12 protein-coding genes and 4 pseudogenes are annotated in these 24,918 nt (G+C 69.3%); 8 read left to right on the forward strand and 8 right to left on the reverse strand.

Annotated elements, in window-relative coordinates; all coding sequences use genetic code 11:
• Positions 1–78: 78 nt before the first annotated feature.
• Positions 79–2,954, reverse strand: a pseudogene (uvrA, locus tag BCY76_RS06615) (excinuclease ABC subunit UvrA).
• Positions 2,955–3,171: 217 nt separating this feature from the next.
• Here uvrA and BCY76_RS06620 point away from each other — a divergent pair.
• From BCY76_RS06620 to BCY76_RS06635, 4 genes and pseudogenes are all read left to right on the forward strand, one after another.
• Complete coding sequence (locus BCY76_RS06620; protein ID WP_070160141.1) at positions 3,172–4,041, forward strand: HAD hydrolase-like protein; 870 nt, start codon at positions 3,172–3,174, stop codon at positions 4,039–4,041.
• 10 nt (positions 4,042–4,051) lie between these two features.
• Positions 4,052–4,714: an MBL fold metallo-hydrolase gene (locus BCY76_RS06625; RefSeq protein ID WP_085437397.1), complete on the forward strand. Its 663-nt coding sequence runs from the start codon at positions 4,052–4,054 to the stop codon at positions 4,712–4,714.
• Between the two features lie 8 nt (positions 4,715–4,722).
• Positions 4,723–7,310, forward strand: a pseudogene (locus BCY76_RS06630) (DEAD/DEAH box helicase).
• A 200-nt stretch (positions 7,311–7,510) separates the two neighbouring features.
• A complete protein-coding gene (locus BCY76_RS06635; protein ID WP_070160142.1) occupies positions 7,511–8,908 on the forward strand; it encodes an alpha/beta fold hydrolase in 1,398 nt (465 codons plus the stop codon).
• Positions 8,909–8,982: 74 nt separating this feature from the next.
• On the opposite strand, the pseudogene BCY76_RS06640 reads toward BCY76_RS06635, so the two are convergent.
• From BCY76_RS06640 to coaE, 3 genes and pseudogenes are all read right to left on the reverse strand, one after another.
• A pseudogene (locus BCY76_RS06640) lies at positions 8,983–9,956 on the reverse strand (TerC/Alx family metal homeostasis membrane protein); the annotation flags it as partial.
• 238 nt (positions 9,957–10,194) lie between these two features.
• Positions 10,195–12,351, reverse strand: a complete 2,157-nt coding sequence (uvrB, locus tag BCY76_RS06645; RefSeq protein ID WP_070160143.1) for an excinuclease ABC subunit UvrB — start codon at positions 12,349–12,351, stop codon at positions 10,195–10,197.
• Between the two features lie 167 nt (positions 12,352–12,518).
• Entirely contained in the window at positions 12,519–13,076 is a 558-nt protein-coding gene (coaE, locus tag BCY76_RS06650) for a dephospho-CoA kinase (RefSeq protein ID WP_237090015.1), read from the reverse strand.
• 183 nt (positions 13,077–13,259) lie between these two features.
• On the opposite strand from coaE, the gene BCY76_RS06655 reads away from it, so the two are divergent.
• A complete protein-coding gene (locus tag BCY76_RS06655) occupies positions 13,260–14,594 on the forward strand; it encodes a cytochrome P450 (protein ID WP_070160145.1) in 1,335 nt (444 codons plus the stop codon).
• A gap of 72 nt (positions 14,595–14,666) precedes the next feature.
• Here BCY76_RS06655 and BCY76_RS06660 read toward each other — a convergent pair whose 3' ends face one another.
• On the reverse strand, positions 14,667–16,499 hold the full coding sequence (locus BCY76_RS06660) for a BCCT family transporter (RefSeq protein WP_070160147.1): 1,833 nt from the start codon (positions 16,497–16,499) through the stop codon (positions 14,667–14,669).
• A 331-nt stretch (positions 16,500–16,830) separates the two neighbouring features.
• On the opposite strand from BCY76_RS06660, the gene BCY76_RS06665 reads away from it, so the two are divergent.
• The 3 genes from BCY76_RS06665 to BCY76_RS06670 are packed head-to-tail and all read left to right on the forward strand — an operon-like array spanning position 16,831 to position 18,784.
• Positions 16,831–17,541 carry an IMPACT family protein gene (locus BCY76_RS06665; protein WP_070160149.1) on the forward strand — a complete coding sequence of 237 codons (711 nt, stop codon included), beginning with the start codon at positions 16,831–16,833 and terminating at the stop codon, positions 17,539–17,541.
• Complete coding sequence (locus BCY76_RS17485) at positions 17,538–17,768, forward strand: hypothetical protein (protein ID WP_139827661.1); 231 nt, start codon at positions 17,538–17,540, stop codon at positions 17,766–17,768. The genes BCY76_RS06665 and BCY76_RS17485 overlap by 4 nt, the downstream gene beginning before the upstream one ends.
• On the forward strand, positions 17,741–18,784 hold the full coding sequence (locus BCY76_RS06670; protein WP_139827662.1) for a class I SAM-dependent methyltransferase: 1,044 nt from the start codon (positions 17,741–17,743) through the stop codon (positions 18,782–18,784). The genes BCY76_RS17485 and BCY76_RS06670 overlap by 28 nt, the downstream gene beginning before the upstream one ends.
• A 94-nt stretch (positions 18,785–18,878) precedes the next feature.
• On the opposite strand, the gene rpsA is transcribed toward BCY76_RS06670, so the two are convergent.
• The 3 genes and pseudogenes from rpsA to polA all read right to left on the reverse strand — a co-directional run bounded on the left by rpsA (position 18,879) and on the right by polA (position 24,859).
• Complete coding sequence (gene rpsA / locus BCY76_RS06675; protein ID WP_070160151.1) at positions 18,879–20,369, reverse strand: 30S ribosomal protein S1; 1,491 nt, start codon at positions 20,367–20,369, stop codon at positions 18,879–18,881.
• Between the two features lie 286 nt (positions 20,370–20,655).
• Entirely contained in the window at positions 20,656–22,050 is a 1,395-nt protein-coding gene (locus tag BCY76_RS06680) for a GNAT family N-acetyltransferase (RefSeq protein WP_070160153.1), read from the reverse strand.
• A gap of 89 nt (positions 22,051–22,139) precedes the next feature.
• A pseudogene (gene polA / locus BCY76_RS06685) lies at positions 22,140–24,859 on the reverse strand (DNA polymerase I).
• Positions 24,860–24,918 lie beyond the last annotated feature (59 nt).

Here is a 24,918-nt window from a genome sequence, read left to right on the forward strand (position 1 = left end):
CCACCCTCCGCCCCGGGGCGTCGCCCCGGGCGTCGCCCGGGCGTCGCCCGGCGCCGTCCGCCCGCAGGACGGGGTCGATCAGAGCAGATGCCCCAGGAAGCGACCCGTGTGCGAACCGGTGTGGTCCGCCTGCGCGGCGACGGCCTCGGGAGTCCCCTCCGCGACGATCCTTCCGCCGCCTGTGCCCCCTTCTGGCCCGAGGTCGATGATCCAGTCGGCAGACTTGATGACGTCCAGGTTGTGCTCGATGGTCACCACGGTGTTGCCCTTGTCCACCAGGCTCTGCAGGACGCCGAGCAGCTTGCGGATGTCCTCGAAGTGCAGGCCAGTGGTGGGCTCGTCCAGGACGTAGATGCTGCGGCCCTTGGACCTCTTCTGGAGCTCCGAGGCGAGCTTCACTCGCTGGGCCTCACCGCCGGAGAGCGTGGTCGCGGCCTGACCCAGGCGCACGTACCCGAGGCCCACGTCCACCAGCGTGGTGAGGTGCCGGGCGATGGGCGCGAACGCGGAGAAGAACTCTGCGGCCTCCTCGATCGGCATGTCGAGGACCTCGGCGATGTTCTTCCCCTTGTAGTGCACCTCGAGCGTCTCGCGGTTGTACCGCGCCCCTTGGCAGACCTCACACGGCACGTAGACGTCCGGCAGGAAGTTCATCTCGATCTTCAGGGTGCCGTCGCCGGAGCAGGCCTCGCAGCGGCCCCCCTTGATGTTGAAGGAGAACCGTCCCGGCTGGTATCCGCGGGTCTTGGACTCCTGCGTCTCGGCGAACAGCTTCCGGATGTGGTCGAAGACGCCGGTGTAGGTGGCCGGGTTGGACCGCGGGGTGCGGCCGATGGGGCTCTGGTCGACGTGGATGACCTTGTCGAGATGGTCCACTCCGTCGATGCGACGGTGCCGCCCCGGCACCTGCCGGGCGTTGTTGAGCCTGTTGGCCAGCGACTTGTAGAGGATCTCGTTGATCAGGGTGGACTTCCCGGAGCCCGAGACTCCGGTGACGGCCAGGAAGACGCCCAGCGGGATGTCCACGCTGACGTCGGCGAGGTTGTTCTCATGGGCGTCGACGATGCGCAGGCTGCGCTGGGGGTCCACGGGGCGCCGCGACGGCGGCACGGCGATCGCGCGCCGACCGGCCAGATAGTCGCCGGTGATGGACTCCTCATTGGCCTTGAGGCCCTCCACGGATCCGGAGTGCACGATCCGTCCGCCGCGCTCTCCGGCTCCCGGACCGATGTCGACGACCCAGTCGGCCTCGCCGATGGTGTCCTCGTCATGCTCCACGACGATCAGGGTGTTGCCCAGGTCCCTGAGACGCGTGAGCGTCTGGATGAGTCGGGTGTTGTCGCGCTGGTGCAGACCGATCGAGGGCTCGTCGAGCACATAGAGCACACCCACCAGCCCGGAGCCGATCTGCGTGGCCAGCCGGATGCGCTGCGCCTCGCCGCCGGAGAGCGTGCCGGCCGCCCGCTCCAGGTTCAGGTATCCCAGGCCCACGTCCAGCAGGAAGTTCAGCCGCGCCAGGATCTCCTTGAGCACCTGCTCGGCGATGGTCGCATCTCTGGCGGAGAGGCTCAGACCCGAGAAGAACGCCACGATCTCGTCCAGCGGGCTGCGGGAGACCTCGGCGATGGACCGACCTTCGATCAGGACGGACAGTGAGGCGGGGTTCAGGCGCTGCCCGTCGCAGTCCGGACACGGCACCTGACGCATGTACTGCTCGTAATGGTCCCGGGCGTTGTCCGACTCCGTCTCCTCATACTTGCGATGGATGTAGGAGAGCACGCCTTCGAAACCAGTGGAGTACTTCCGCTCTCGGCCGAAGCGATTCCGATACTGGACGACCACCTTGTGGTTCCGCCCGTGCAGCAACGCCTTCCGGGCCTTCTTGGGAAGCTCTCGCCAGGGGACGTCCAGGGAGAAGTCGAGGTCTTCGGCCAGCGCGCGGATGAGCCGCAGCCAGTACTCACTGGAGGCCTTCCCCCGGTTCCAGGGGGCGATCGCTCCGTCGGCCAGGGAGAGCGTGTCGTCCGGAATGACCAGCTCCTCGTCCACCTCGAGCCGCGAGCCGATGCCCGAGCAGGTCTGGCAGGCGCCGAAGGGCGAGTTGAAGGAGAAGGAACGCGGCTCGATCTCATCGATCGACAGCGGATGCTCATTGGGGCAGGCCAGGTTCTCGGAGAAGCTGCGCAGCTTGGGGCCTTCGAGGCCGTCCGGCACCTTCTCGGGGTTCTCCGGCGAGCCGTCCTCCGCCAGGTCCACCAGGTCGATCACCACTCGTCCTTCTGCCAGACGCAGAGCAGTCTCGATCGAATCGGTGAGCCGCTGGCGCATGCCCTCCCGGATGACCAGGCGGTCGATGACCACGTCGATGTGGTGCTTGATCTGCTTCTCGAGCACCGGTGGGTCGTTGAGCTGGATCTGCTCGCCGTCCACCACGGCCCGGGCGAAGCCCTGTCCGGCCAGGTCTCGGAAGAGGTCCTTGAACTCGCCCTTGCGCCCGCGCACGACCGGCGCCAGGACCTGGAAGCGGGCTCCCACCGGCAGGTCCAGGATCTGGTCCACGATCTGCTGAGGGGTCTGCCGCTCGATCCGCTCTCCACACACGGGGCAGTGCGGAACGCCGATGCGGGCCCAGAGCAGACGCAGATAGTCATGGATCTCGGTGACGGTTCCGACCGTCGACCGCGGGTTCCGCGAGGTCGACTTCTGATCGATGGAGACCGCCGGCGACAGCCCCTCGATGAAGTCGACGTCGGGCTTGTCCACCCGTCCGAGGAACATGCGCGCGTACGCCGAGAGCGACTCGACGTACCGCCGCTGCCCCTCGGCGAAGATGGTGTCGAACGCCAAGGAGGACTTCCCCGAGCCGGAGAGGCCGGTGAAGACGATGAAGCGTTGCGCGGAAGCTCCACGGCCACGTCGTGCAGGTTGTGCTCCCGGGCCCCCTGGACGACGATGCGGTCCGCCTCGGCGCGACCGACGGTGCCGTTGGCGCCGGACTTCCGGCGCGCACCCCGGCTGTAGTAGTCGTCGACGGATTCGATCACGGCGCCGTCGATCGCGGCAACTGGCTCAGACACGCGCACCAGTGTATGCCCGCACCTTCGATCGAACAAATATTCGATCACCCGGGCCGTTCGCCGGCCGCACGGACCCGGATGGCAGGATGGAGGCGTGACGACCCGCCCCACCTCCCCCGCCCTGCAGAACGACGAGCCCTCCGCAGACGACGGCGCTCCCCTCGTCCTCTTCGACCTTGACGGCACCCTCGTGGACCCCGCCGGTTCGATCACCGGCGGCATCGCCGCGGCCCTGGCCGCGCACGGGATCGACGTGCCCGACCAGCCTACGCTGGAGGGCATGGTCGGCCCGCCGCTCGCCGCCAGCCTGCTGTCCCTGCCGGGCGTGACCACCGAGATGCTGCCGGGCCTCGTGGCGCACTATCGAGCCGGCTACCTCGCCCACGGCATGGCGGCCTCCAAGGTCTACCCCGGACTCCGGCAGCTCCTGGCCGACCTGCGGGAGGCAGGCGTCGCCCTGGCGGTGGCCACCTCGAAGCCGCAGCCGCTGGCGGAGCGACTGCTCGAGGTCCAGGGCCTGGCGGGCGCCGTCGACGTCGTCGCAGGCTCGGATCCGGACGAGACCGTGCCCCATGCCGGCAAGGCGCCGATCCTCGCGGCCGCGCTGAGGGACGTGGCCCGCGCCTCGGACCGCGATCCGAGCGGCGGCCCCTCTCGGCCCCGAGCGGCGATGGTCGGGGATCGGATCTTCGACGTCGAGGGCGCCCAGGCCCATGGGATCCCCTGTGTCGGCGTGCGGTGGGGCAGCGCCCCGGCCGGGGAGCTCGAACAGGCCGGCGCCGACGTCGTGGTCGACGACGCGCAGGGGCTCCGAGATGCACTCGAGCACCTTCTTGATGTGCCGCTCGGGGACAGCGCAGCGAGGCCGGCCCCCAGCCCGACTCAGGACTCGACCCACAGCGCAGCCGAGGATCCGGCCGAGGGCTCGGCATCGCCATGGCGTCTGATCGACAGCAGACCATAGACTGTCACCCATGGCCACCGACAGCTCTCTGATCCATGACCTTCCGGCGATCACCGTCCGCCGCGTCGCGGTCTCCGAGATGAGCAACAACGTCTACCTGCTCACCGCGAAGAAGTCCGGGGTCCAGGTGCTCATCGACGCCGCCGACGACGTCCCGGCGATCCGCGCGATGCTGGCCGAAGCCGCCGTCGACACCCCCTGCGCGCCGCAGCTGCGCGCCGTGCTCACCACGCATCGTCACTGGGACCACATCCGCGCGCTGCCCGAGCTCGCCGCCGACGTGGAGACGGTCGCGGGACAGGACGACGCCGGTGCGATCGAGGAGGCCGAAGGCGTGCGGATCGACCGTCGGGTCGACCACGGCGACCTGGTGCAGTATGACGGCATCGCGCTGGACGTCATCCAGCTGCGCGGCCACACCCCTGGTTCGGTGGCCTTCGTGTACCCCGTCGAAGACGGCCCCACCCACATCTTCACCGGAGACTCGCTGTTCCCCGGCGGCGTCGGAAAGACCTGGAGCGCAGAGGACTTCCGCACGCTGATCGACGACGTCGAGGCGCGGCTCTTCGCGGCCTTCCCGGACGACACCGTCATCCACCCCGGACATGGCGACCCCACGACGCTGGGCGCGGAACGGCCCGAGCTCGCCGCGTGGCGGGAGCGCGGCTGGTAGTGGCGGCCCTGCGACTCGACTCCCTGCGTCCTGTCCCCGCTGCGGACGGCATCCCCGACCCCGAGAGCCTCGTCGAGGCCTTCACCGGATGGACCGCCCAGCGTGGGATCACCCTCTACCCCGCCCAGGAGGACGCTGTCCTGGAGCTCGCGGACCGGCGGCACGTCATCATGGCCACCCCGACCGGCTCCGGGAAGTCCCTGGTGGCCACGGCCGCCCACTTCTTCGCCCTGTGCCGCGGCGAACGCAGCGTCTACACCGCTCCGATCAAGGCGCTCGTCTCCGAGAAGTTCTTCGCGCTCGTGGAGATCTTCGGCGCGGAGAACGTCGGGATGGTGACCGGAGACTCGGCGGTCAACGCCCACGCCCCGATCATCTGCTGCACGGCGGAGATCCTGGCCAACGAAGCTCTGCGCGACGGCACGGAGGCCGACGTCGGGCCCGTCATCATGGACGAGTTCCACTTCTATGCGGACCCCCAGCGCGGATGGGCCTGGCAGGTGCCCCTGCTGGAGCTTCCCCAGGCCCAGTTCCTGCTGATGTCCGCCACCCTCGGCGACACCAGCCGCTTCGAGCGCCGCATCGCCGAGCGGACCGGCCGAGACGTCGTCACCGTCTCCTCGGTCCAGCGTCCGGTGCCGCTGCACTTCGAGTACTCCACCACGCCGCTGCAGCACAAGCTCGAGGACCTCGTCGCCGACGGACAGGCGCCGGTCTACGTGGTGCACTTCTCCCAGCGCGAGGCCGCGGAACGTGCCGCCGGGCTCGCCTCGCTGAACGTGGCCGGCAAGGAGGACCGGGAGCGCATCCGGCAGCGTCTGGAGACCTTCCGCTTCGCCAAGGGGTACGGCAAGGTGCTCAATCGGCTGCTGCGGTCCGGCATCGGCGTCCACCATGCCGGGATGCTCCCCAAGTACCGGCGCCTCGTGGAGCAGCTCGCCCAGGACGGGCTGCTGAAGGTCATCTGCGGCACCGACACCCTCGGCGTCGGCATCAACGTGCCCATCCGCACCGTAGTGCTCACCGCCCTGAGCAAGTACGACGGCGAGCGGACGCGCCAGCTCAACGCCCGTGAGTTCCACCAGATCGCCGGACGGGCGGGGCGCGCCGGCTTCGACACCGAGGGCCGGGTGGTCGTGCAGGCCCCCGAGCATGTCATCGAGAACGAGCAGGCGCTGCGCAAGGCGCGGGCCAAGCACGGGGACGACGAGAAGAAGGTCGCCCAGGCGGTCCGCTCCACGGGGAAGAAGAAGCCGCCCGACGGCTTCGTCTCCTGGTCGGAGAAGTCCTTCGACCGACTCGTGGAGGCGACGCCGGAGCCGATGGTCTCACGCATGCAGATCAGCTATGCGATGGTGCTGCAGCTCCTGCAACGCCCTGAGGACCCGATCCTGGCCATGCGTCGGCTCATCCGCGGCTCCGACGAGACCCCGGCCCGGCAGGCGATCCTCCAGCGGCGGGCGCTGCAGATCCTGCGGGAGCTGCTCACCGCTGGCGTGCTGGAGCGGCTGGAGGCTCCCGACGAGGACGGGCGCACAGTGGACCTGACGCTCGACCTGCAGGACGACTTCGCGCTGAACCAGCTGCTGGCCCCCTTCGCCGTCGCCGCGCTGGAGCTCCTGGACCCGGAGTCGGAGACCTACGCCCTGGACGTCATCTCCGTGATCGAGGCGATCCTGGAGACTCCGTATCAGGTGACCGGCGCCCAGGTGAAGAAGCTCAAGTCCGAGAAGATCGGTGAGCTGAAGGCCGAGGGTGTGGACTATGTGGAACGGATGCGCATCTCGATGAGATGACCCATCCCCAGCCGCTGGGCGAGCTGCTGACCCAGCAGTTCGAGGTGTATCGGACCTCGGCGCCCTGGGTGGGCGACCATGAGCTGTCGCCCAAGGCTGTCGTACGGGACATGGTCGAGCGGGCCTTCGGCTTCGTCGACATGGTCAACCACTATCAGCTCACCCGCTCGGAGGGAGTGCTGCTGCGGTATCTCACCGACGCCTACAAGGCGCTGCGCCAGACCGTGCCGCAGCAGAAGGTGACCGAGACGCTGGAGGATCTGGTCGAGTGGCTCGGCGAGATGATCCGCCAGACCGACAACTCGCTGCTCGAGGAGTGGGAGCGGCTGGCCTCCGGGGCCGAGGACTCCACGGCGGAGGATCTCGAGCTCAGTGCCGAGGCGCCGGCAGAACCGGAGGGCGTGACCCACAATGTGCGGGCCTTCCGCGTGATGGTGCGCAACGCGATGTTCCTGCGGGCCGAGCTCTTCGCCCAGGAGAAGGAGCAGCAGCTCGAGCAGCTCGACGGGGACTCCGGGTGGGACGCCGAACGGTGGGGGAAGGCCATGGACACGTTCTTCGACGTCTACGACGATGTGTTCACCGATGCTTCCTCCCGCGGCCCGGCGCTCATCCGCATCGATGAGTCGCCGGAGGGCCGCCCGGGCTTCTGGCGGGCGGTGCAGGTCCTCGACGACGCCGACGGCAATCACGACTGGGCGATCCACGCCTGGATCGATCTGGCCTCCTCCGACGAGGTCGGCGCCCCGGTGGTGCTGGTCGATCACGTCGGCGAGGTCCACCACGAGCCGGCAGCCTGACCGTCGTCGCAGCCCACCAGTCCGGCGGGATGACCTCCGGCTGTGCCGTGTGCCACACTTGATCCGCGGTGGGAGCTGACCACCTCGCCCGAGTCAGCTCCCATCGTCCCACCTCAGCGGCAGAGCACCGCTGAGGAGCCCCACGACGACGCACGCCCGGCCAGCCGACAGAGCGGGACCGGCCAGCAGAGAGAGACAGCATGACCTTGACGTCTTCCCCTGTCCGCACCCTCCTCGACGGCACCCGCCTGACGGAGCACCGGCTGCGGGTCCCCCTGGACCACGCGGCCCCCGACGGTGAAGGCCTCGACCTGTTCGCCCGTGAGTTCGTCACGCCGGAGGCCGCCGCCCGTGGTGAGGACCACGTGGCCCGGATGCCCTGGCTGCTGTTTCTGCAGGGCGGGCCCGGCGGCAAGGGCACCCGTCCGGCGCGGACCCCGGCGTGGATGCAGGAGGCCGGCAGCCGCTTCCGCATCCTGATGCTGGACCAGCGAGGCACCGGCCTGTCCACCCCGCTGACCCGCCATTCGGTGCTCCGCAGGGGCCGCGCAGCGGAGCAGGCCGCCTATCTGCGACGCTTCCGGGCTGACGCCATCGTCCACGACGCCGAGGCCTTCCGTCGGCACCTGGGCCTGCAGAGCTGGAGCGTGCTGGGGCAGAGCTTCGGCGGGTTCTGCACCCTGACCTATTTGTCCCTCTTCCCCGACTCACTGGACAGGGCACTCATCACGGGCGGCCTTCCTCCTCTGACGGGCCACGCCGACCGGGTGTACCAAGCCACCTACGCGAAGATGGCGGCCCGGAACCGGGAGCACTTCGCCCGGTTCCCCGAGGACCGCGACAGGCTGGACGAGATCGTCGATCACCTCCACCGCCACGAGGTGCTCCTTCCGGACGGCTCCCCGCTGACGGTCCCCCGTCTGCAGTCGGTGGGCATGCTGCTGGGTGGGAACACGCGGGCCGACTCTCTGCACTACCTGCTCGAGGAGGCCTTCGTCGCGCCGGGGACCGACGCGCTGTCCGACACGTTCCTGCACGCAGTCCACCAGCAGATCTCCTTCGCAGCGGCCCCCATGTATGCGGTGATGCACGAATCGATCTACGGTCAGCCCGCCGAGATGACGGACGGCCGCGGCGACACCGGCTGGGCGGCTGAGCGCGTGCTCGAAGACCACCCCGAGTTCTGCCCGACCGGGACCTCCCCGATGCTCACCGGAGAGATGATCCTGCGCCACCACCTGGCGCTGGACCCCGCGCTGGCACCCCTGGCGGAGGCCGCAGACCGACTGGCCGACGTCGACGACTGGGAGCCTCTCTACGACCTGGATCAGCTGGCACGGAACGAGGTCCCCACGGCGGCCGCCGTCTACACCGACGACGTCTATGTGGCCCGCGAGCTCTCCCTGGAGACCGCCTCCCGGGTCCGCGGGCTCAGCGTGTGGGAGACCGATGAGTTCCACCACGACGGTCTGCACGACGATGGAGCGAGGATCCTGCGGGAGCTGCTGCACCGCACTGACGCCTCAGCAGGCGCCCGGGACGGCCGGGCTGACGCCGCGGAGGAGGCTCAGGCGCCGTCAGCGCGGTACTCCACATGAGACGATCGTCGGGCAGCTCCGCTCAGGAGACGCCTCCCTCATGAGCTCTGCGCGGCGTGCTCCTCGTCCTCGCGCCGCGCGCGGGCTGCCGAGGTGAGCAGCGAGCTGATCACGGTGACGGCCAGCACCGCGACGATCACGATGAGCGAGAGCCCCGTGGAGATCTCCGGCACGGGAACGTTCTCGCCGCCGTTGATGAACGGCAGGTTGTTCTCATGCAGGGCGTGGAGCACCAGCTTGACCCCGATGAAGCCGAGGATCACCGCCAGACCGTAGGACAGGTGGACCAGCCGGTCCAGCAGCCCGTCGATCAGGAAGTACAGCTGCCGCAGCCCCATCAGCGAGAACGCCGTGGCCGCGAACACGATGTACGGCTCCTGGGTCAGCCCGTAGATCGCCGGGATCGAGTCCACGGCGAAGAGGATGTCGGTGCCGCCGATGGCCACCATGACCAGCAGCATCGGCGTGAGCATCCGTTTCCCGTCCACCCGCGTGACGAGCCGGTCGCCGTCGTAGTGGTCGGTGGTGTGCAGGAAACGCCGGGCCAGACGAATGATGATGTTGTCCGCCTCCTCGGCCGCGTCCTCTCCCGCGGCGCCCTTCTTCAGCAGCTGGACGGCGGTGACCAGCAGGATGAGGCCGAAGAGGTAGAACACGTCGGAGAAGGCATGGATGAGGCCGGCCCCGACCAGGATGAAGGCGGTGCGGGCGATCAGGCGAAGACGATGCCGAACAGCAGGACCTTCTGCTGGTCCTCCCGGGGGACGTTGAAGCTGGCGATGATCACCAGGAAGACGAACAGGTTGTCCACCGAGAGCGCCTTCTCGGTGACATAGCCTGCGTAGTACTCGGTGGCCAGGGCAGGGTCGCCCATGGCGAGGAACACGAGTCCGAAGGCCAGGGCAGCGCCGATGTAGAGGGCCGACCAGACCGCGGCCTCCCGGATGCTAGGGATGTGCGCCTGGCGCACGTGGAAGACGAAGTCGAAGGCCAGCAGGCCGACGATGAGCAGGATGGTGAGTCCCCAGACCAGGGGTGTGATCTCCACAGGAGAGGGTCCTTTCGACAGTCACGAGGATGTGGGTGGTCCTCGCGAGTCTCTCCCCCGGACGCCTGCGCGATCCTGATGGATCTGCCGGCTCCCGACCGCTGTGCCCGGCAGGTCGACGACGACCCGCGTGCTGACGTGCACACCGCTGACGGATACTCCCTCACGCAGAGATCAGCATACACCCGCAGGCGCGGGCGGGCCCTGAAGGAGCCAGGAACCGGATCCCTGGCCGTGCTCAGTCGTGTCCGGCCTGCTGCATCTGGCGCAGCTCCTTCTTCAGGTCCCCGATCTCGTCCCGGAGCCGGGCGGCCAGCTCGAAGTTCAGCTCTTCGGCGGCGTGGTGCATCTGCCCGGTCATCTGCTCGATGAGGTCCGCCAGGTCGGCCGCCGGCGTCGTCGACGCGATGCTTCCCGCCGAAGCCGCCTCCGGGGACCCGGCATCCTGTGCGGCCGCACCCGAGGCGGAGCCCTCGAAGCCGGTGTAGCCGCGATGGCCCTTGCCGTACTCGAAGCCGGTGGCCAGCCCGCCCATGCCCTGCAGCAGGTCCGCCGTGTCGGCGTCCTCGCGGGCCAGCTGGTCGGTGATGTCGGCGATCTTCTTCTGCAGCGGCTTGGGGTCGATGCCGTGCTCGTCGTTGTAGGCCTTCTGGATCTGCCGACGCCGTTCGGTCTCGTCGATGGCCTGACGCATGGAGTCGGTGATCCGGTCGGCGTACATGTGCACCTGTCCGGAGACGTTGCGGGCGGCGCGGCCGATCGTCTGGATCAGCGAACGGGTGGAGCGCAGGAAGCCTTCCTTGTCCGCGTCCAGGATCGACACCAGGGAGACCTCCGGCAGGTCCAGACCCTCCCGCAGCAGGTTGATCCCCACGACGACGTCGTGGACGCCCCTGCGCAGGTCGCGGAGGATCTCCACACGCTTGAGGGTGTCCACGTCGGAATGGAGGTATTCGACCTTGATCCCGTGGTCCAGCAGATACTCCGTCAGGTCCTCGGCCATGCGTTTGGTCAGCGTGGTGACCAGCACCCGTTCGTCGCGCGCCGTCCTCTGGCGGATCTCGCCGAGCAGGTCGTCGATCTGGCCCTTCGTCGGCTTCACCACCACCTCGGGATCGATGAGTCCCGTGGGGCGGATGATCTGTTCGACCACGCCGTCGGAGATGCCGAGCTCGTAGGGGCCCGGAGTCGCCGAGAGGTAGACGGTCTGCCCGATCCGCTCCAAAAACTCGTCCCATGTCAGCGGCCGGTTGTCCATCGCCGACGGCAGACGGAACCCGTGCTCCACGAGTGTGCGCTTCCGGGACATGTCCCCTTCGTACATGCCGCCGATCTGCGGGATCGTGACATGGGATTCGTCGACGATCAGCAGGAAGTCGTCCGGGAAGTAGTCCAGCAGACAGTGCGGAGCGGATCCCGGAGGCCGGCCGTCGATGTGCCGCGAGTAGTTCTCGATGCCGTTGCAGAAACCCATCTGCTGCATCATCTCGAGGTCGTAGGTCGTGCGCATGCGCAGCCGCTGGGCCTCCAGCAGCCTGTCCTGGGACTCCAGCTCGGCCAGCCGCTCGCGCAGCTCGTCCTCGATGGCGGTGATGGCCTTCGCCATGCGGTCGTCGCCGGCCACGTAATGGCTGGCGGGGAAGATGTACATCTCCTCCTCCTCACGCACCACGGTGCCCGTGAGCGGATGGAGGGTGTGGATCGCCTCGATCTCGTCGCCGAAGAACTCGATGCGCACCGCGAGCTCCTCGTACATGGGGATGATCTCCACCGTGTCCCCGCGCACCCGGAAGGTCCCTCGGTGGAAGTCGGTGTCGTTGCGCACGTACTGCATCCCCACGAATCGGCGCAACAGATCATCGCGGTCCAGCGTGTCCCCACGCCGCACCGGCACCATCTGGGCGATGTACTCCTCCGGAGTGCCCAGACCATAGATGCACGAGACCGTAGCCACGACGACGACGTCCCGGCGGGTCAGCAGCGCATTGGTGGCGGAGTGCCGGAGCCGCTCGACCTCCTCATTGATGGAGGAGTCCTTCTCGATGAAGGTGTCCGTCTGCGGAACGTAGGCCTCGGGCTGGTAGTAGTCGTAGTAGGAGACGAAGTACTCGACGGCGTTGTGCGGCAACAGTTCGCGGAACTCGTTGGCCAGCTGGGCGGCGAGCGTCTTGTTCTGCACCATGATGAGCGTCGGGCGCTGCACCCGCTCCACGAGCCAGGCGGCGGTCGCCGACTTGCCGGTGCCCGTGGCGCCCATGAGCACGACGTCCTTCTCGCCGCCTTCGATGCGTTCGGCCAGCTCCTCGATCGCCTTCGGCTGGTCGCCGGAGGGCTGATAGGGGCTGACCACTTCGAAGGGAGCCACTGTGCGGCTGATCTTCGGCGCCAGAGACATCGTCCACTCGCCTCCCGTCCATGGGTCTCGCGGGCCAGGTTCCGGCCCCCAGGACAGCCTACCGCCTCACGCTCGAAGATGTCTTCGATCCGGGACCGTCGATCCCGCACAGCTGATCCGGACCGCCCATCCCGGACTGTCCGGGCGCCCTGCCCCGCGACGCCCGTTCAGGCTCGGCCGATGAGACCTCCGCGGTCGGACCGGGACAGCCGGTCCATCAGCTCGTCCACCCGAGCCTCCAGATCCTCCAGACTCCCGGAGTTGTCCAGCACGACGTCGGCGACCTCCGCGCGCTGCGCATCGGTGGCCTGCGCCTCGATCCGCGCTCGGGCGTCCGCCTCGGTGCCGTCCCGATCCTCGACGATGCGGCGGACCCTCTCCTCCTCCGGGGCCTGGACCACCACGACGAGGTCGAAGCGGTCGGCCTGCCCGGTCTCGACGAGCAGGGGGATGTCCTCCACCACCACGCTGCCGGGCGGAGCCTGCTCGCGCAGCGCCCGAGCCTGCTGACGCACCCGGGGATGGACGATGCTGTTGAGCCGCCGACGCGCCTCGGGGTCGGAGAAGACGATCGCGCCCAGCGCGGCCCGATCCAGCGCTCCCTCGGCGGTCAGCACGGACTCTCCGAAGGCCTCGGCGACCTCCGCCAGGCCTTCACCCCCGGGCTGCAGCGCGTAGCGGGAGAGGACGTCGGCGTCGATCACGACGGCGCCCCGGGCGGCCATCCTCTGAGCGACCGCCGACTTCCCGGAGGCGATCCCTCCGGTCAGGCCCACCAGCACGGTGCCACCGGTCCCGGGGGCCGGAGTCGAGGGCGCAGGTGACTCCACATCCGGGTCGCCGCCGGGGCCGGGCCGGCGGGCGGAGGAAGGTCGGGTCATGGGACGAGTCTATGCAAGAATCCGCCCATGACGCTTCCACCCGGTCCTCGCCTGCCGGCCACGGCCCAGACCCTGATGACCTACGGCGGAAGGATGCGTGCCTTCCCTCGGCTGCGTGCCCGCTATGGCTCCACCTTCACGCTCCGGCTGCTGCCGGGTCCGCAGACCGTCGTGCTGTTCTCGGACCCTGAGGACATCCGTCAGATCTTCGCCGGCGACTCCTGGGAGTTCAGCGGAGCCGGGGGCAATGAGGTGCTGCGTGCCGCCATGGGTGATCAGTCGGTCATGCTCACCGACGGCCAGGATCACCGGGCCCTGCGCCGAGCGCTGATGCCCGCGTTCTCACCCCGTGCGGTCCAGGGTCACCGAGAGACGGTCAGACGCCTGGTCGCCGCGGAGGTCTCCGGCTGGCGGCCCGGAGACCGGATCGACGCCCTGGACCGGATGAGCGCGGTGACCTTGGACATCATGCTCCACGTCGTGTTCGGCGTGACCTCGGCCGACCGTCTCGAACGTCTTCGGCCGCGGGTGCTGCGGCTCGTGGAGGTGGGGCCTGTGGTCGCCTTGGGCTGGCTGTATCCCCGACTGCGCGGGATTCCTCCGTGGCGCGCCGAGCGCAGGAACCTGCGGCAGCTCGACGAGATCATCGCGGAGGAGCTGGCCGCCCGCCGGACCGCGGCTCCTTCGGGAGCCCGACCTGAGGACGGATCCCGACTCGACGCCGGATCGGGAGTCGGCGATTCGGGAGCCGGCAGTTCGGGGGATGACGTGCTGTCGATGCTGATCGACGCCGGGCTGGACGACGCCCAGCTGCGCGACCAGCTGATCACCCTGGTGCTGGCCGGGTACGAGACCACGGCCTCGGCGCTGGCTTGGACCCTGCATGAGCTCGGCCGCCATGACGAGGTGCGGCGCAGGGCGCGGCATGCTGCCGACGTCGGAGACGACGACTACCTGGAGGCCTGCCTGAAGGAAGCGATCCGGCGGCACCCCATCATCGACTTCGTGGCACGCACCCTGCGCACCGAGCAGCACATCGGCGGCTGGAGGATCCCTGCCGGGGTCACCGTGGCCCCGGCCATCATGCTCACCCAGATGGATCCGCAGCTCGTGCCGGACCCGGAGGACTTCGCCCCCGAGCGGTTCCTCGACGGAACTCACGACCCGGGGGCTTGGATCCCGTTCGGAGGCGGCGTCCGCCGATGCCTCGGGGCGGCCTTCGCCCAGATGGAGGGCGTGGAGGTCCTCAGAGAGGTGCTCCGCCGTGTGGATCCGGTGGCGGACCGGCCGGCCGGGACGCGGCTGCGCAACATCACCAACGTCCCCCGGGACGGGGCTCCGCTGCGCCTCCGGCCCCGGTGAAGGGAACAGGCGGCGAGGTCCACGGGCACGGCGGGTCGGACCGCGGTCCGACCCGCCGTGCCCGTGCCCGTTTCAGCGCCGGACGCCGTCGGGGTCCGTCGGGTCGACCAAGGGGGTCTCTCCCGTGCGGATCCGATACTCCTCGACGATCTCCGGCTGCTCGACGTGCTCCACCTCCGGGGCGCCTTCCGGCTGGGTGCCCTCCTGGAAGTCGGGGGCCACCACTGCCTCGACCAGGGAGTCGTCGGCCTCCTCCATGCGGCGCTCGTACTCCTCGGGCGGCAGGGTCTTCAGCCAGCGACGGGTCCGCAGGTAGCCGACCTCTCCGGCATCCTCCCGCATAGCTCGAGAGAGGTTGAACATCATCAGATAGCCCAGCAGGAAGAAGGGCAGGCCCAGCACGATGGCCACGTTCTGCAGGGCCTCGAGGCCGCCGTCGCCTGTGGCGGTGAGCAGGATCGCCGCGATCAGGCCGATGGACACCGCCCAGAAGCCCTTCTGATGGGCCGGCACCTTGCCCTCGAAGCCTGAGGACATGTCGTTGAGCACCAGGGCGCAGGAGTCCATGGAGGTGATGAAGAAGATCGAGACGAGCATGATCGCGACCGCCGAGGTCAACGTCACCAGCGGGAAGTCGCCGAGGAAGGCGAACAGCGCCCCGGGGATGTCTCCTTCGCCGACCACGCGTTCCACCAGGCCCCCGTCGCCGTGCATCTCGATGTCGAAGACTCCGGTGCCCCAGACGCCGAACCAGATGATGGTGAACGCCGTGGGCAGCCCCAGGACTCCGGCCACGAACTGCCGGACGGTGCGTCCCCGTGAGATGCGGGCGATGAAGATCCCCACGAAGGGCGACCAGGTGATGGTCCAGGCCCAGTAGAAGATGGTCCAGCCGTTCTGCCAGCCGGTGTCCGCCATCGTGTCGTTCCAGAACGCCAGCTCGGGCAGCATCGCCGCATAGACGCCCGTCCACTCGATCATGCCGCGCAGCAGGTAGACGGTCGGCCCCGTGATCAGGATGAAGACCAGCAGCGCGATGGCCACCCAGATGTTGAAGTTGGAGAGCCGCTTGATGCCTCGGTTCACCCCGAGGAGCGTAGAGATCAGGGCCACGATCGTCACCGCGGTGATGATCATGATCTGAGACAGCGCCCCTTCGTCGATGCCGAAGAGCTCCGCGAGACCCGAGTTGATCTGCATGGTGCCCAGACCGATCGACACCGCCACGCCGAAGACGGTGCCCACAATCGCCAGGATGTCGATGGCCTTCCCGGCCGGTCCGTGGATCTTCTCCCCCAGCAGCGGCTGGAAGATGGAGGACACTCGCGGGGGAAGGTTGCGTTTGTAGATGAAGTAGGCGAACGCCAGGCCGGGAAGCGTGAAGATCGTCCAGGTGTGCAGTCCGAAGTGGTACAGCGTGAAGCCCATCGCTTCGGACGCCGCCTCCGCGGTGCCGCCGACCACGGTGGTGGGGTCGACGCTGCCTCCGCCGTCGACGATCTCCGCGGCCTCGTCCGCGGAGATGCCCCGCGGCGGGTTCGCGAAGTGGTTCACCGGCTCGGCCACGGCCCAGAACATCAGGATCGTTCCGATCCCAGCGGCGAAGAGCATCCCGAACCAGGAGACGTCCGAGTGCTCAGGGGTCTCGTCGTCCTGACCGAGGCGCATCCGTCCGAAGCGTCCGAGGGCGATGTAGATGAGGAAGAGCAGGAAGATCGTCACGCCGGAGACGTAGAACCAGCCGAGGTTGTCATAGATCCACCCCGATCCGGTGCCGAAGAACTCCCCCATGCCGGTCGGGTTGAGCAGGGTGAGCACGACGAATCCCAGGATGATCGCCGCCGAGGCGAAGAACACCACAGGGCTTGTCCGCAGTCTGAACAGGTCGTGGAACCTTTCGAGCATCAGGATGCCTTTCGTCGGTCTGCCTGGTGTCCGGGGCGCCGATCTCAAGGTGCGGTCTCGGTGTTCCGGAACGTGTCACTCACCGTAGGAGAATATGGGATTGTTTTCACGTTTTCACCGATGACGGCGTGTAGCCCCAGGTGGATGCGTACACTCTACGGGCCGTCGCCTCCCGCGACCAGGCCCTCGGCACCCCTCCGCATGTCATCTTCGCCGCGGATCATCCCCTCACGGGAACGGCATTCATGATGGTCCGCAATGACTCCTGAACATCGGCTGATCATCACCTGAATGCCAGCAGGTTCGGCGAGCTCCTCTAGACTGGTGGCCCATGAGCCCCTCCCTCGCCGGCCGCCTGAGCACCGTCCTCACCGAGGACGCCGAGGTCGTCGTCGAGCTGGAGCGCAGGAAGTCACGGTTCCTCACCGTGCTCCGACGCACCCCGACGCTCGAAGACGCCCAAGCGCTGGTCGAACGGCTGCGCCGCGAACACCACACCGCTCGGCACCATTGCAGCGCCTGGGTGATCGGACCGTCCCAGGAGCTCCGGCGCGGCAACGACGACGGGGAGCCCTCCGGCACCGCCGGGGCACCGATGCTGGAGGCCCTCACACACGCCACCACCATGGACGGACGACAGGACCTCACGGATGTCACCGCGGTGGTGGTGCGCTGGTTCGGCGGCACTCTGCTGGGCGCCGGCGGACTTGTGAGCGCCTACTCCGACTCCGTGGTCGCCGCGGTCGAGCAGGCGCGCGCCCACGGCCTGCTGCGCCGACGCCGTCGCCTGCGCCAGGTGAGTCTGCCGGCGCCGGTCGCGGTCGTCGGGCGCTGGGAGAACGAGCTCCGGGCCGCCGGGGTGACCGTGATGAGCACCGAGTACAGCACCGAGTACAGCACCGACGCGACCGCCCGGCTCAGCCTGGCCGTCGACGACACGGCCCAGGAGCGCGAGAACCTCGAGGCACGGCTCGCCCAGCTGAGCTCGGGGCGCCCCTGCCTGCAGGAGGACGGCCACATCTGGGTGGAGCAGAGGCCATGAGCCCTTCTGACGTCCCCGCGTCCCCTGTGCCGGAGGGCCGGACGCCGGCGGTCCGGCCCTCGGCCCTGACGTCCCTCGCGCTCCTCGACGACCTCGATCAGCACCCTCCCGAAGGGCCCGGCGCCGATGCCGCCGACCGGCTGCTGCTGGAGACGGCGGCGCCTGGTGGACGGCCGGACATCCCCGCGACGCCGTCGCCGTGGCCGACGACCGCTGGGGCGCACTGACGCTGAGCCTGCTGGCCGCGCCGCCGGAGCTGCGCCCACTGACGCTGCGCACGGGTCAGGACGCCCGCAGCGGGGAGCTCGCCGCACAGGCCAACGCCGTCCGGCACGGTCTCACCGACAGCCTCCAGGCGCTCCCCCGGACCTGCGGCGTCACCGAGGAGCTGGTCGCCGGGGCCCGGACCGTGCTGATGCCGCTTCCCCGTGCTCTGGAGACCCTTCAGGACTGGACCTGGCTGGTGGCCGAGCACGCCGCCGACGACGTCGTCCTGCTCGCCGGCGGACGGGACAAGCACATGACCCGCTCCATGAACGAGGTGCTGGCCGCCTGCTTCACCGACGTGGTGCCCGGGCGCGGCCGCGGCAAGGCCCGTGTGCTGACCGCCCGAGGACCGCGCCGGGGACGCACCGCCCCGTTCCCCCGACGTCAGGACCACTCGGGGGTCTCCGACCTGGGCCTCCCGCCGCCGCTGACGCTGCACGCACAGGGGGCCGTCTATGGCGGGACCAGCCTGGACCCGGGCACGCGCCTGATGCTCAGCACTCTGGCCGACGGGTCCGCCGAGGCGCTGCCCTCCGCCGACGGCACACTGCTGGACCTGGGCTGCGGGAACGGCACCATCGCCGTGTGGGCGGCCCTCCGTGACCCCGACCTTCAGGTGACCGCCGTGGACCAGTCCGCCTCCGCCGTGGCCTCCACGCGGCTCAGCGCCGAGGCGGCCGGCGTCGCCAACCGGGTCCGCACCGTCCGAGACGACGGGCTGTCCCGCTGGCCGGACGGCTCCGTCTCCACCATCCTGCTGAACCCCCCGTTCCACCGGGGCAACGCGGTGGACCCCACGGTCGCCCACCGGCTCATCGCCGAGGCCGGTCGGGTGCTGGCTCCGGGCGGCCACCTGGTGTGCGTCTGGAACTCCCACCTGCGACACCGGCCGGTCCTCGAACGCCGGGTGGGCCCCACCCGGCAGCTCGCACGGAACCCGACCTTCACCGTCACCGAGTCGACCAGACGACGCTGACCCGGCGTCGCCCGGCTCGCCGCCGCCCACGACGAAGGCCCCGCCCCACCAGAGGTGGGACGGGGCCTTCAGCGACTCAGCAGATCCGTGCGGATCAGGCGTTGCCGGTCAGCTTCTCCCGCAGAGCGGCCAGCGCCTCGTCAGAGGCCAGGGTGCCCGCGTCCTCGGTCGGCTGAGCCGAGGAGTAGTTGGACGGAGCCGGCTCCGACGACTTGGAGCTGCTGCTGCTGCCGCCCACAGATGCCTGGGCGACGGCCTCGGCGTCGGCGGTGATGGCAGCGGCCACCTGCTTCTTGTGGGCCTCCCAGCGCTCCTGAGCGGCGGCGTACTGAGCCTCCCAGGCAGCGCGCTGCTCCTCGAAGCCCTCCATCCACTCGTTGGTCTCCGGGTCGAAGCCCTCGGGGTACTTGTAGTTGCCCTCGTCGTCGTACTCGGCGTCCATGCCGTACAGCGCCGGGTCGAACTCGGTGCCCTCGGGGTCCACGCCCTCGTTGGCCTGCTTCAGCGACAGGCTGATGCGGCGGCGCTCCAGGTCGATGTCGATGACCTTGACGAAGAGCTCCTCGCCGACGGACACGACCTGCTCCGCCAGGTCCACGTGGCGCACGGCGAGCTCGGAGATGTGCACCAGGCCCTCGATGCCGTCCTCGACGCGCACGAACGCGCCGAAGGGCACCAGCTTGGTGACCTTGCCGGGCACGATCTGGCCGAGGGCGTGGGTGCGGGCGAAGGTCTGCCACGGGTCTTCCTGGGTGGCCTTCAGGGACAGCGAGACACGCTCGCGGTCCATGTCCACCTCGAGGACCTCGACGGTGACCTCCTGGCCGACCTCGACGACCTCGTTCGGGTGGTCGATGTGCTTCCAGGAGAGCTCGGAGACGTGCACCAGACCGTCGACGCCGCCCAGGTCCACGAAGGCACCGAAGTTGACGATCGAGGAGACGGTGCCGGTGCGGACCTGGCCGCGCTCCAGCTTGTTGAGGAAGGAGGAGCGGACCTCGGACTGGGTCTGCTCCAGCCACGCCCGGCGGGACAGAACCACGTTGTTGCGGTTCTTGTCCAGCTCGATGATCTTGGCCTCGATCTCCTGACCGATGTACGGGGCCAGGTCGCGGACGCGACGCATCTCGACCAGGGAGGCCGGCAGGAAGCCGCGCAGCCCGATGTCGAGGATGAGGCCGCCCTTGACGACCTCGATGACGGTGCCGGAGACGACGCCGTCCTCGTCCTTGATGCGCTCGATGTCGCCCCAGGCGCGCTCGTACTGCGCACGCTTCTTGGAGAGGATCAGACGCCCTTCCTTGTCCTCCTTGGTGAGGACCAGAGCCTCCACCTGGTCGCCGACGGCGACGACCTCGTCCGGGTCGACATCGTGCTTGATGGACAGCTCGCGGGACGGGATGACGCCCTCGGTCTTGTACCCGATGTCGAGAAGGACCTCGTCACGGTCGACCTTGACGATGGTGCCTTCCACGAGGTCGCCGTCGTTGAAGTACTTCATGGTCTCGTCGACGGCGGCGAGGAACTCCTCAGCAGTGCCGATGTCGTTGATGGCGACCTGCGGGGCGGTTGCGGTGGTGGTCATGTAGTAGGGGCTCCGATATGGATTGTGTGCTGGACTGGTCAGTGCACGGTTCTCCATGCACTGAGCGACGGACGAATGACAGACTGCCGGCCCAGGCGCCACAGGGCGTCAGGGCCGAGCAGGATCAGTGTCAGAGGTCTGATTCGACTCTGTGCGCAGAACGCGCCCGCCCAGTCTATACTGCGCGGCCAATCGGGTTCAACCGGGCGGCGGCCGGGTCCTGATCCGCCGTGCGACGGCACCCAGAGACGGTCGGATCGCCCTGACGGCGGCCGCAGCCGACCGATCAGAAGTGCGTCGCGCAGTGCGGCGCCGTGGGCAGGTCCCAGCTGGCCGACAGACGGGCCAGCAGCTCCTGCTCCTCGGTCGCTCCCCCGTCCACGGCGAGGCGACCCACGGCGTGCAGGGCGCACACTGAGACGTCGCCGAGCAGCAGCGAGCCCAGCGTCTCGGCATCGAGGGTCACCACCGGCAGCCGGTGCCCCACATCCGACGGTGACGGCTCCCCCACGAGGGCCTCCACCCGGGCCGACCCCTCGTGGACCTCCACGCGGTAGGCGCCGTCGACGATGCCCAGCCGATCCTCGACCTGCAGCAGCATCTGCCCGTCCGCGCCCCAGTCCCGAGCCTGCAGGCACTGCGCGACGTCGAGGACACGGACCCACAGCACATCGGTCTCCCCGACGACCTCACGGGCGCGGGGGTTCACCAGCGCATGGGACAGCGGATCCTCGAGCGGAGCGCGGGAGAAGGTCACCCGACGCACCAGGTCCATCTCCGCCAGGTGGCGCCACAGCTCGACACGACTCGTCGCGTCCCGGGAGACCATGTCCATGACCTCCATCGTCGGTGGCTCGCTGTCCCAGCCGGAGAAGCGGAAGACGGCGCAGCCGCCGACCTCGCCGTCGTCGCGCACGTGGACGATGCCCCGCACGGCCCGATCCCAGGAGGTGGCGTCGTCGCGGCTCCACCGGGCTGTGGCGTAGTTCCGGTAGGCGGCGTGGCGCCCCACCGAGCCGCGCTCACGGGCATGCTGGACGGCGAAGACCTCCGCGAGGACATCGCCCAGCCGCGTCGGGTCCACCGGCAGGACCGTGCCGGTGGGTGCGCCGCGCAGCGCGAAGCCGTCACCGGCAGGTGTGGTGTTCAGGCGGATCCGCTGCTCCCGGGTGGCGGCGCCGAACCCGAATCGGCCGTAGATGCCGCCCTCGGAGACCGTCAGCGCGGCCGCCGGCAGTCCGTCGTCCACCGCGGCGGCCAGCCGCGCGGTCATCATGTGGCTGAGGATCCCCCGACGTCGGAAGCCCGGGTTGACGGTCACCCCGGAGATCAGGCGGGCCGGAAGGAGCCCCGCCCCGAGGTTGAGGGTCTTGTCCCACTCCACGAAGGTGCCCACCGGATGCTCCGGGCCGTGCCCGAGGCGCTCCAGGGCCCCGCCCCAGGGCTCGAGGGCGGCGTGGCCGGGGTCCACGTACACACCGGTGAGCACTTGGCCGTCCTCCACGAAGGCCTCCTGCCAGCGCTCCACGTTCGCGGCGGAGAGCCACCCCTCATAGAACCCCTGGGCCACGCTCCGGGTGAAGGCGGCCGCGCGTCCGTCGCTCGAGGCGTCGGGCTCGATCGGGAACGTCTCGACGCGCAGACCGTCGGCGAGCGGGGCGACGGCCGGCGGGCGAGGCACAGCCGGTGTGTCAGATGCTGAGGAGCGGGGAGTCATGGTGGTCACAGGCCCAGCCTAGCGGCATGCCCCGGGAACGTCGTGGCCAGGCGTCAGTGCGCCGCCTCGTGCCACGAGGAGCCGACCCCGACGTTGACGTCCAATGGCACGGAGAGCTCCGCGGCGGCTCCCATGCGCTCCACCACCAGCCGCTCGACAGCCTCCCGCTCCCCCGGGGCGATCTCGAGGACGAGTTCGTCATGGACCTGCAGCAGCATCCGGGAGGCAAGACCTTCCGCGCGCAGGGCGGCGTCCACATCGAGCATGGCGCGCTTGATGATGTCCGCGGCGGATCCCTGGATGGGGGCGTTGAGCGCCGCGCGCTCGGCCATCTGGCGCAGCTGCCGATTGTCGCTGGTCAGGTCAGGCAGGTACCGGCGGCGTCCGTAGAGCGTCGAGGTGTAGCCGTCCGCGCGGGCCTGCTCGACCACTTCACGCAGATAGTCGCGCACCGCCCCGAAGCGCTGGAAGTACTCGTTCATCAGATCCCGCGCCTCATCCACTCCGATGCCGAGCTGCTTCGACAGACCGAAGCTGGAGAGGCCGTAGACCAGGCCGTAGCTCATCGCCTTCACCTTGGAGCGCATCTCCGCGGTGACCTCCTCGGTGCCGACGCCGAAGACCCGCGCGCCCACGAAGCTGTGCAGGTCCTCGCCGGCGCGGAAGGCGTCGATGAGCGCCTGATCCCCGGAGAGGTGAGCCATGATGCGCATCTCGATCTGCGAGTAGTCGGCCGTCATCAGGGCCTCGTACCCCTCGCCCACGACGAAGGCGTCCCGGATGCGCCGACCGGCGGCGGTGCGCACCGGGATGTTCTGCAGATTCGGATGCAGGGAGGACAGCCGCCCGGTGGCCGCGACCGTCTGAGCATAGGTGGTGCGGATGCGCCCGTCGTCGTCGATGGAGCCCTGCAGCCCGGTGACCGTCTGCCGCAGCTTGGTGGCGTCCCGGTGGGCCATCAGGTGGACGAGGAACTCGTTCTCAGTCTTGACCAGCAGGTCCTGCAGGGACTCGACATCGGTGGAGTAGCCGGTCTTGGTCTTGCGCGTGGTCGGCAGGCCCAGCTCCTCGAACAGCACAGTCTGCAGCTGCTTGGGCGAGCCCAGATTCACCTCATGCCCCACCACGGCGTAGGCGGCTCCGCGGAGGCGCCGATGGAGGCGGCGAAGTCGGTGTCGAGCGTCTCGAGGCGGTCCCGGCTCACAGCGATGCCGGTGAGCTCCATCTGCAGCAGCACCTCCGCCAGCGGGATCTCCAGGTCCTGCAGCAGCGTGGTCGCCTCCCGTCCGGCGACCTGCTCCCGCAGCACCGCGCTGAGTCGGTGCAGGAGCATCCCGTGCAGGGCGGCCGTGTCAAAGTCGCTGCGGTTCACGCCGGGCACGACGTCCTGCGCGGAGAACAGGTCGGGAGCTCCGCCGTCGTCCTCAGCGCCGCCGATGAAGTCCTTCGGCTCGGTGGAGGTGCCGAGGTACTGGGTCACGAGATCCGCGAAGGCGAAGCTCCGACGGTCCGGCTGGATCAGGTACCCGGAGATGAGCGTGTCCTCCACGGCCCCCGCCAGCCGCAGACCCCTGCGGGCCAGCCGACGGCCGGCGTCCTTGAGGTCATGCATCAGCTTGGGCCGCTCGGCATCGGCGAGCCAGTCCGCCAGCGCACCCTCCAGTGCGGCGTCCGCCTCGGCCAGAGAGACCGCGAGCGCCTCCTCGGCCCCCTCGGGGACGAGGACGACGGCGAGAGCCTCCGCCACGCGGGCAGCCTCGTCCCGCTTGGCCTTGGTGGACAGGCTCTCGCCGCTGCGGTCCAGGCACAGGGCGACCGCGATCGGGCCCTGGGATGCCTCCAGGGCACCGGTCAGCTCCTCGGCGTCGGTGATCAGGCGCAGTGCGGGCAGCGCCTCCGTCGGTTCGGCGGCGACCTCCGCGTCCGGGAACCGCTGGGCGAAGGTCTCGAAGAGCCTCTCGCGGATCTGGTTGAACTGCAGGGCGTCGAACAGGGGCTCGATCGCCTCACGGTCGGGAAGCGTCAGCGCGGTGTCCTCGAGGGCCACGGGCAGGTCCAGGTCGCAGACGAGCCGGTTCAGCTCGAGGTTGCGTTCGACGTCGGCGACGGCGGCGCGGAGGTTCTCGCCGACCTTGCCGCCGATCTGGTCGGCCTGGGTGATGATCTCGCGGGTCGAGCCGTACTGGGCCAGCCACTTGGCGGCGGTCTTGGGGCCGACCTTCGGCACGCCCGGGAGGTTGTCGGCCGTCTCGCCCACCAGCGCCGCGAGGTCGGGATACTTCTCCGGAGGGACCAGGTACTTGGCCTCCACACCGGCGGGGTCGAGCAGCGTGACCTTGGACAGGCCGGAGGTGGGGTACATCAGGGTGGTGCGGTCGGTGACGAGCTGCAGGGCGTCGCGGTCGCCGGAGACGATGAGCGTCTCCCAGCCGGCCGCCTCCGCCAGGGTCGTGTAGGTGGCGACGATGTCATCGGCCTCGTAGCCCTCCACGGTGACCGCGGGGATGTTCATCGCGGCGGCGACCTGCTTGATGAGCGCGATCTGGCCACGGAACTCTTCCGGGGTCTTGTCCCGCCCGCCCTTGTATTCGTCATAGGACTCGTGCCGGAACGTCGGGGTGTCCAGGTCGAAGGCCAGGGCGACATGCGTGGGCTGCTCCTCGCGGATGAGCTTGAGCAGCATGTTGGTGAAGCCGTGGACGGCGTTGGTGTACTGCCCGGAGTCGGTGATGAAGCTCTCCGGCGGCAGGGCGTAGAAGGCCCGGAAGGCCATGGAATGACCGTCGATGACGAGGAGCTTCTCACCCCCGGCGTCGGCGGCGGCGGCTGAGG

Source organism: Nesterenkonia sp. PF2B19 (assembly GCF_001758425.2).
In the GTDB taxonomy this organism is placed as follows: Bacteria; Actinomycetota; Actinomycetes; order Actinomycetales; family Micrococcaceae; genus Nesterenkonia; species Nesterenkonia aethiopica.

Coding starts and splice junctions, on each gene's coding strand:
- BCY76_RS06665 (WP_070160149.1), top strand. CDS start 16,831: ATGAGCCCCTCCCTCGCCGGCCGCCTGAGCACCGTCCTCACCGAGGAC.
- BCY76_RS06625 (WP_085437397.1), top strand. CDS start 4,052: ATGGCCACCGACAGCTCTCTGATCCATGACCTTCCGGCGATCACCGTC.
- rpsA (WP_070160151.1), bottom strand. CDS start 20,369: ATGACCACCACCGCAACCGCCCCGCAGGTCGCCATCAACGACATCGGC.
- coaE (WP_237090015.1), bottom strand. CDS start 13,076: ATGGCCGCCCGGGGCGCCGTCGTGATCGACGCCGACGTCCTCTCCCGC.
- BCY76_RS17485 (WP_139827661.1), top strand. CDS start 17,538: ATGAGCCCTTCTGACGTCCCCGCGTCCCCTGTGCCGGAGGGCCGGACG.
- uvrB (WP_070160143.1), bottom strand. CDS start 12,351: ATGTCTCTGGCGCCGAAGATCAGCCGCACAGTGGCTCCCTTCGAAGTG.
- BCY76_RS06660 (WP_070160147.1), bottom strand. CDS start 16,499: ATGCTCGAAAGGTTCCACGACCTGTTCAGACTGCGGACAAGCCCTGTG.
- BCY76_RS06635 (WP_070160142.1), top strand. CDS start 7,511: ATGACCTTGACGTCTTCCCCTGTCCGCACCCTCCTCGACGGCACCCGC.
- BCY76_RS06655 (WP_070160145.1), top strand. CDS start 13,260: ATGACGCTTCCACCCGGTCCTCGCCTGCCGGCCACGGCCCAGACCCTG.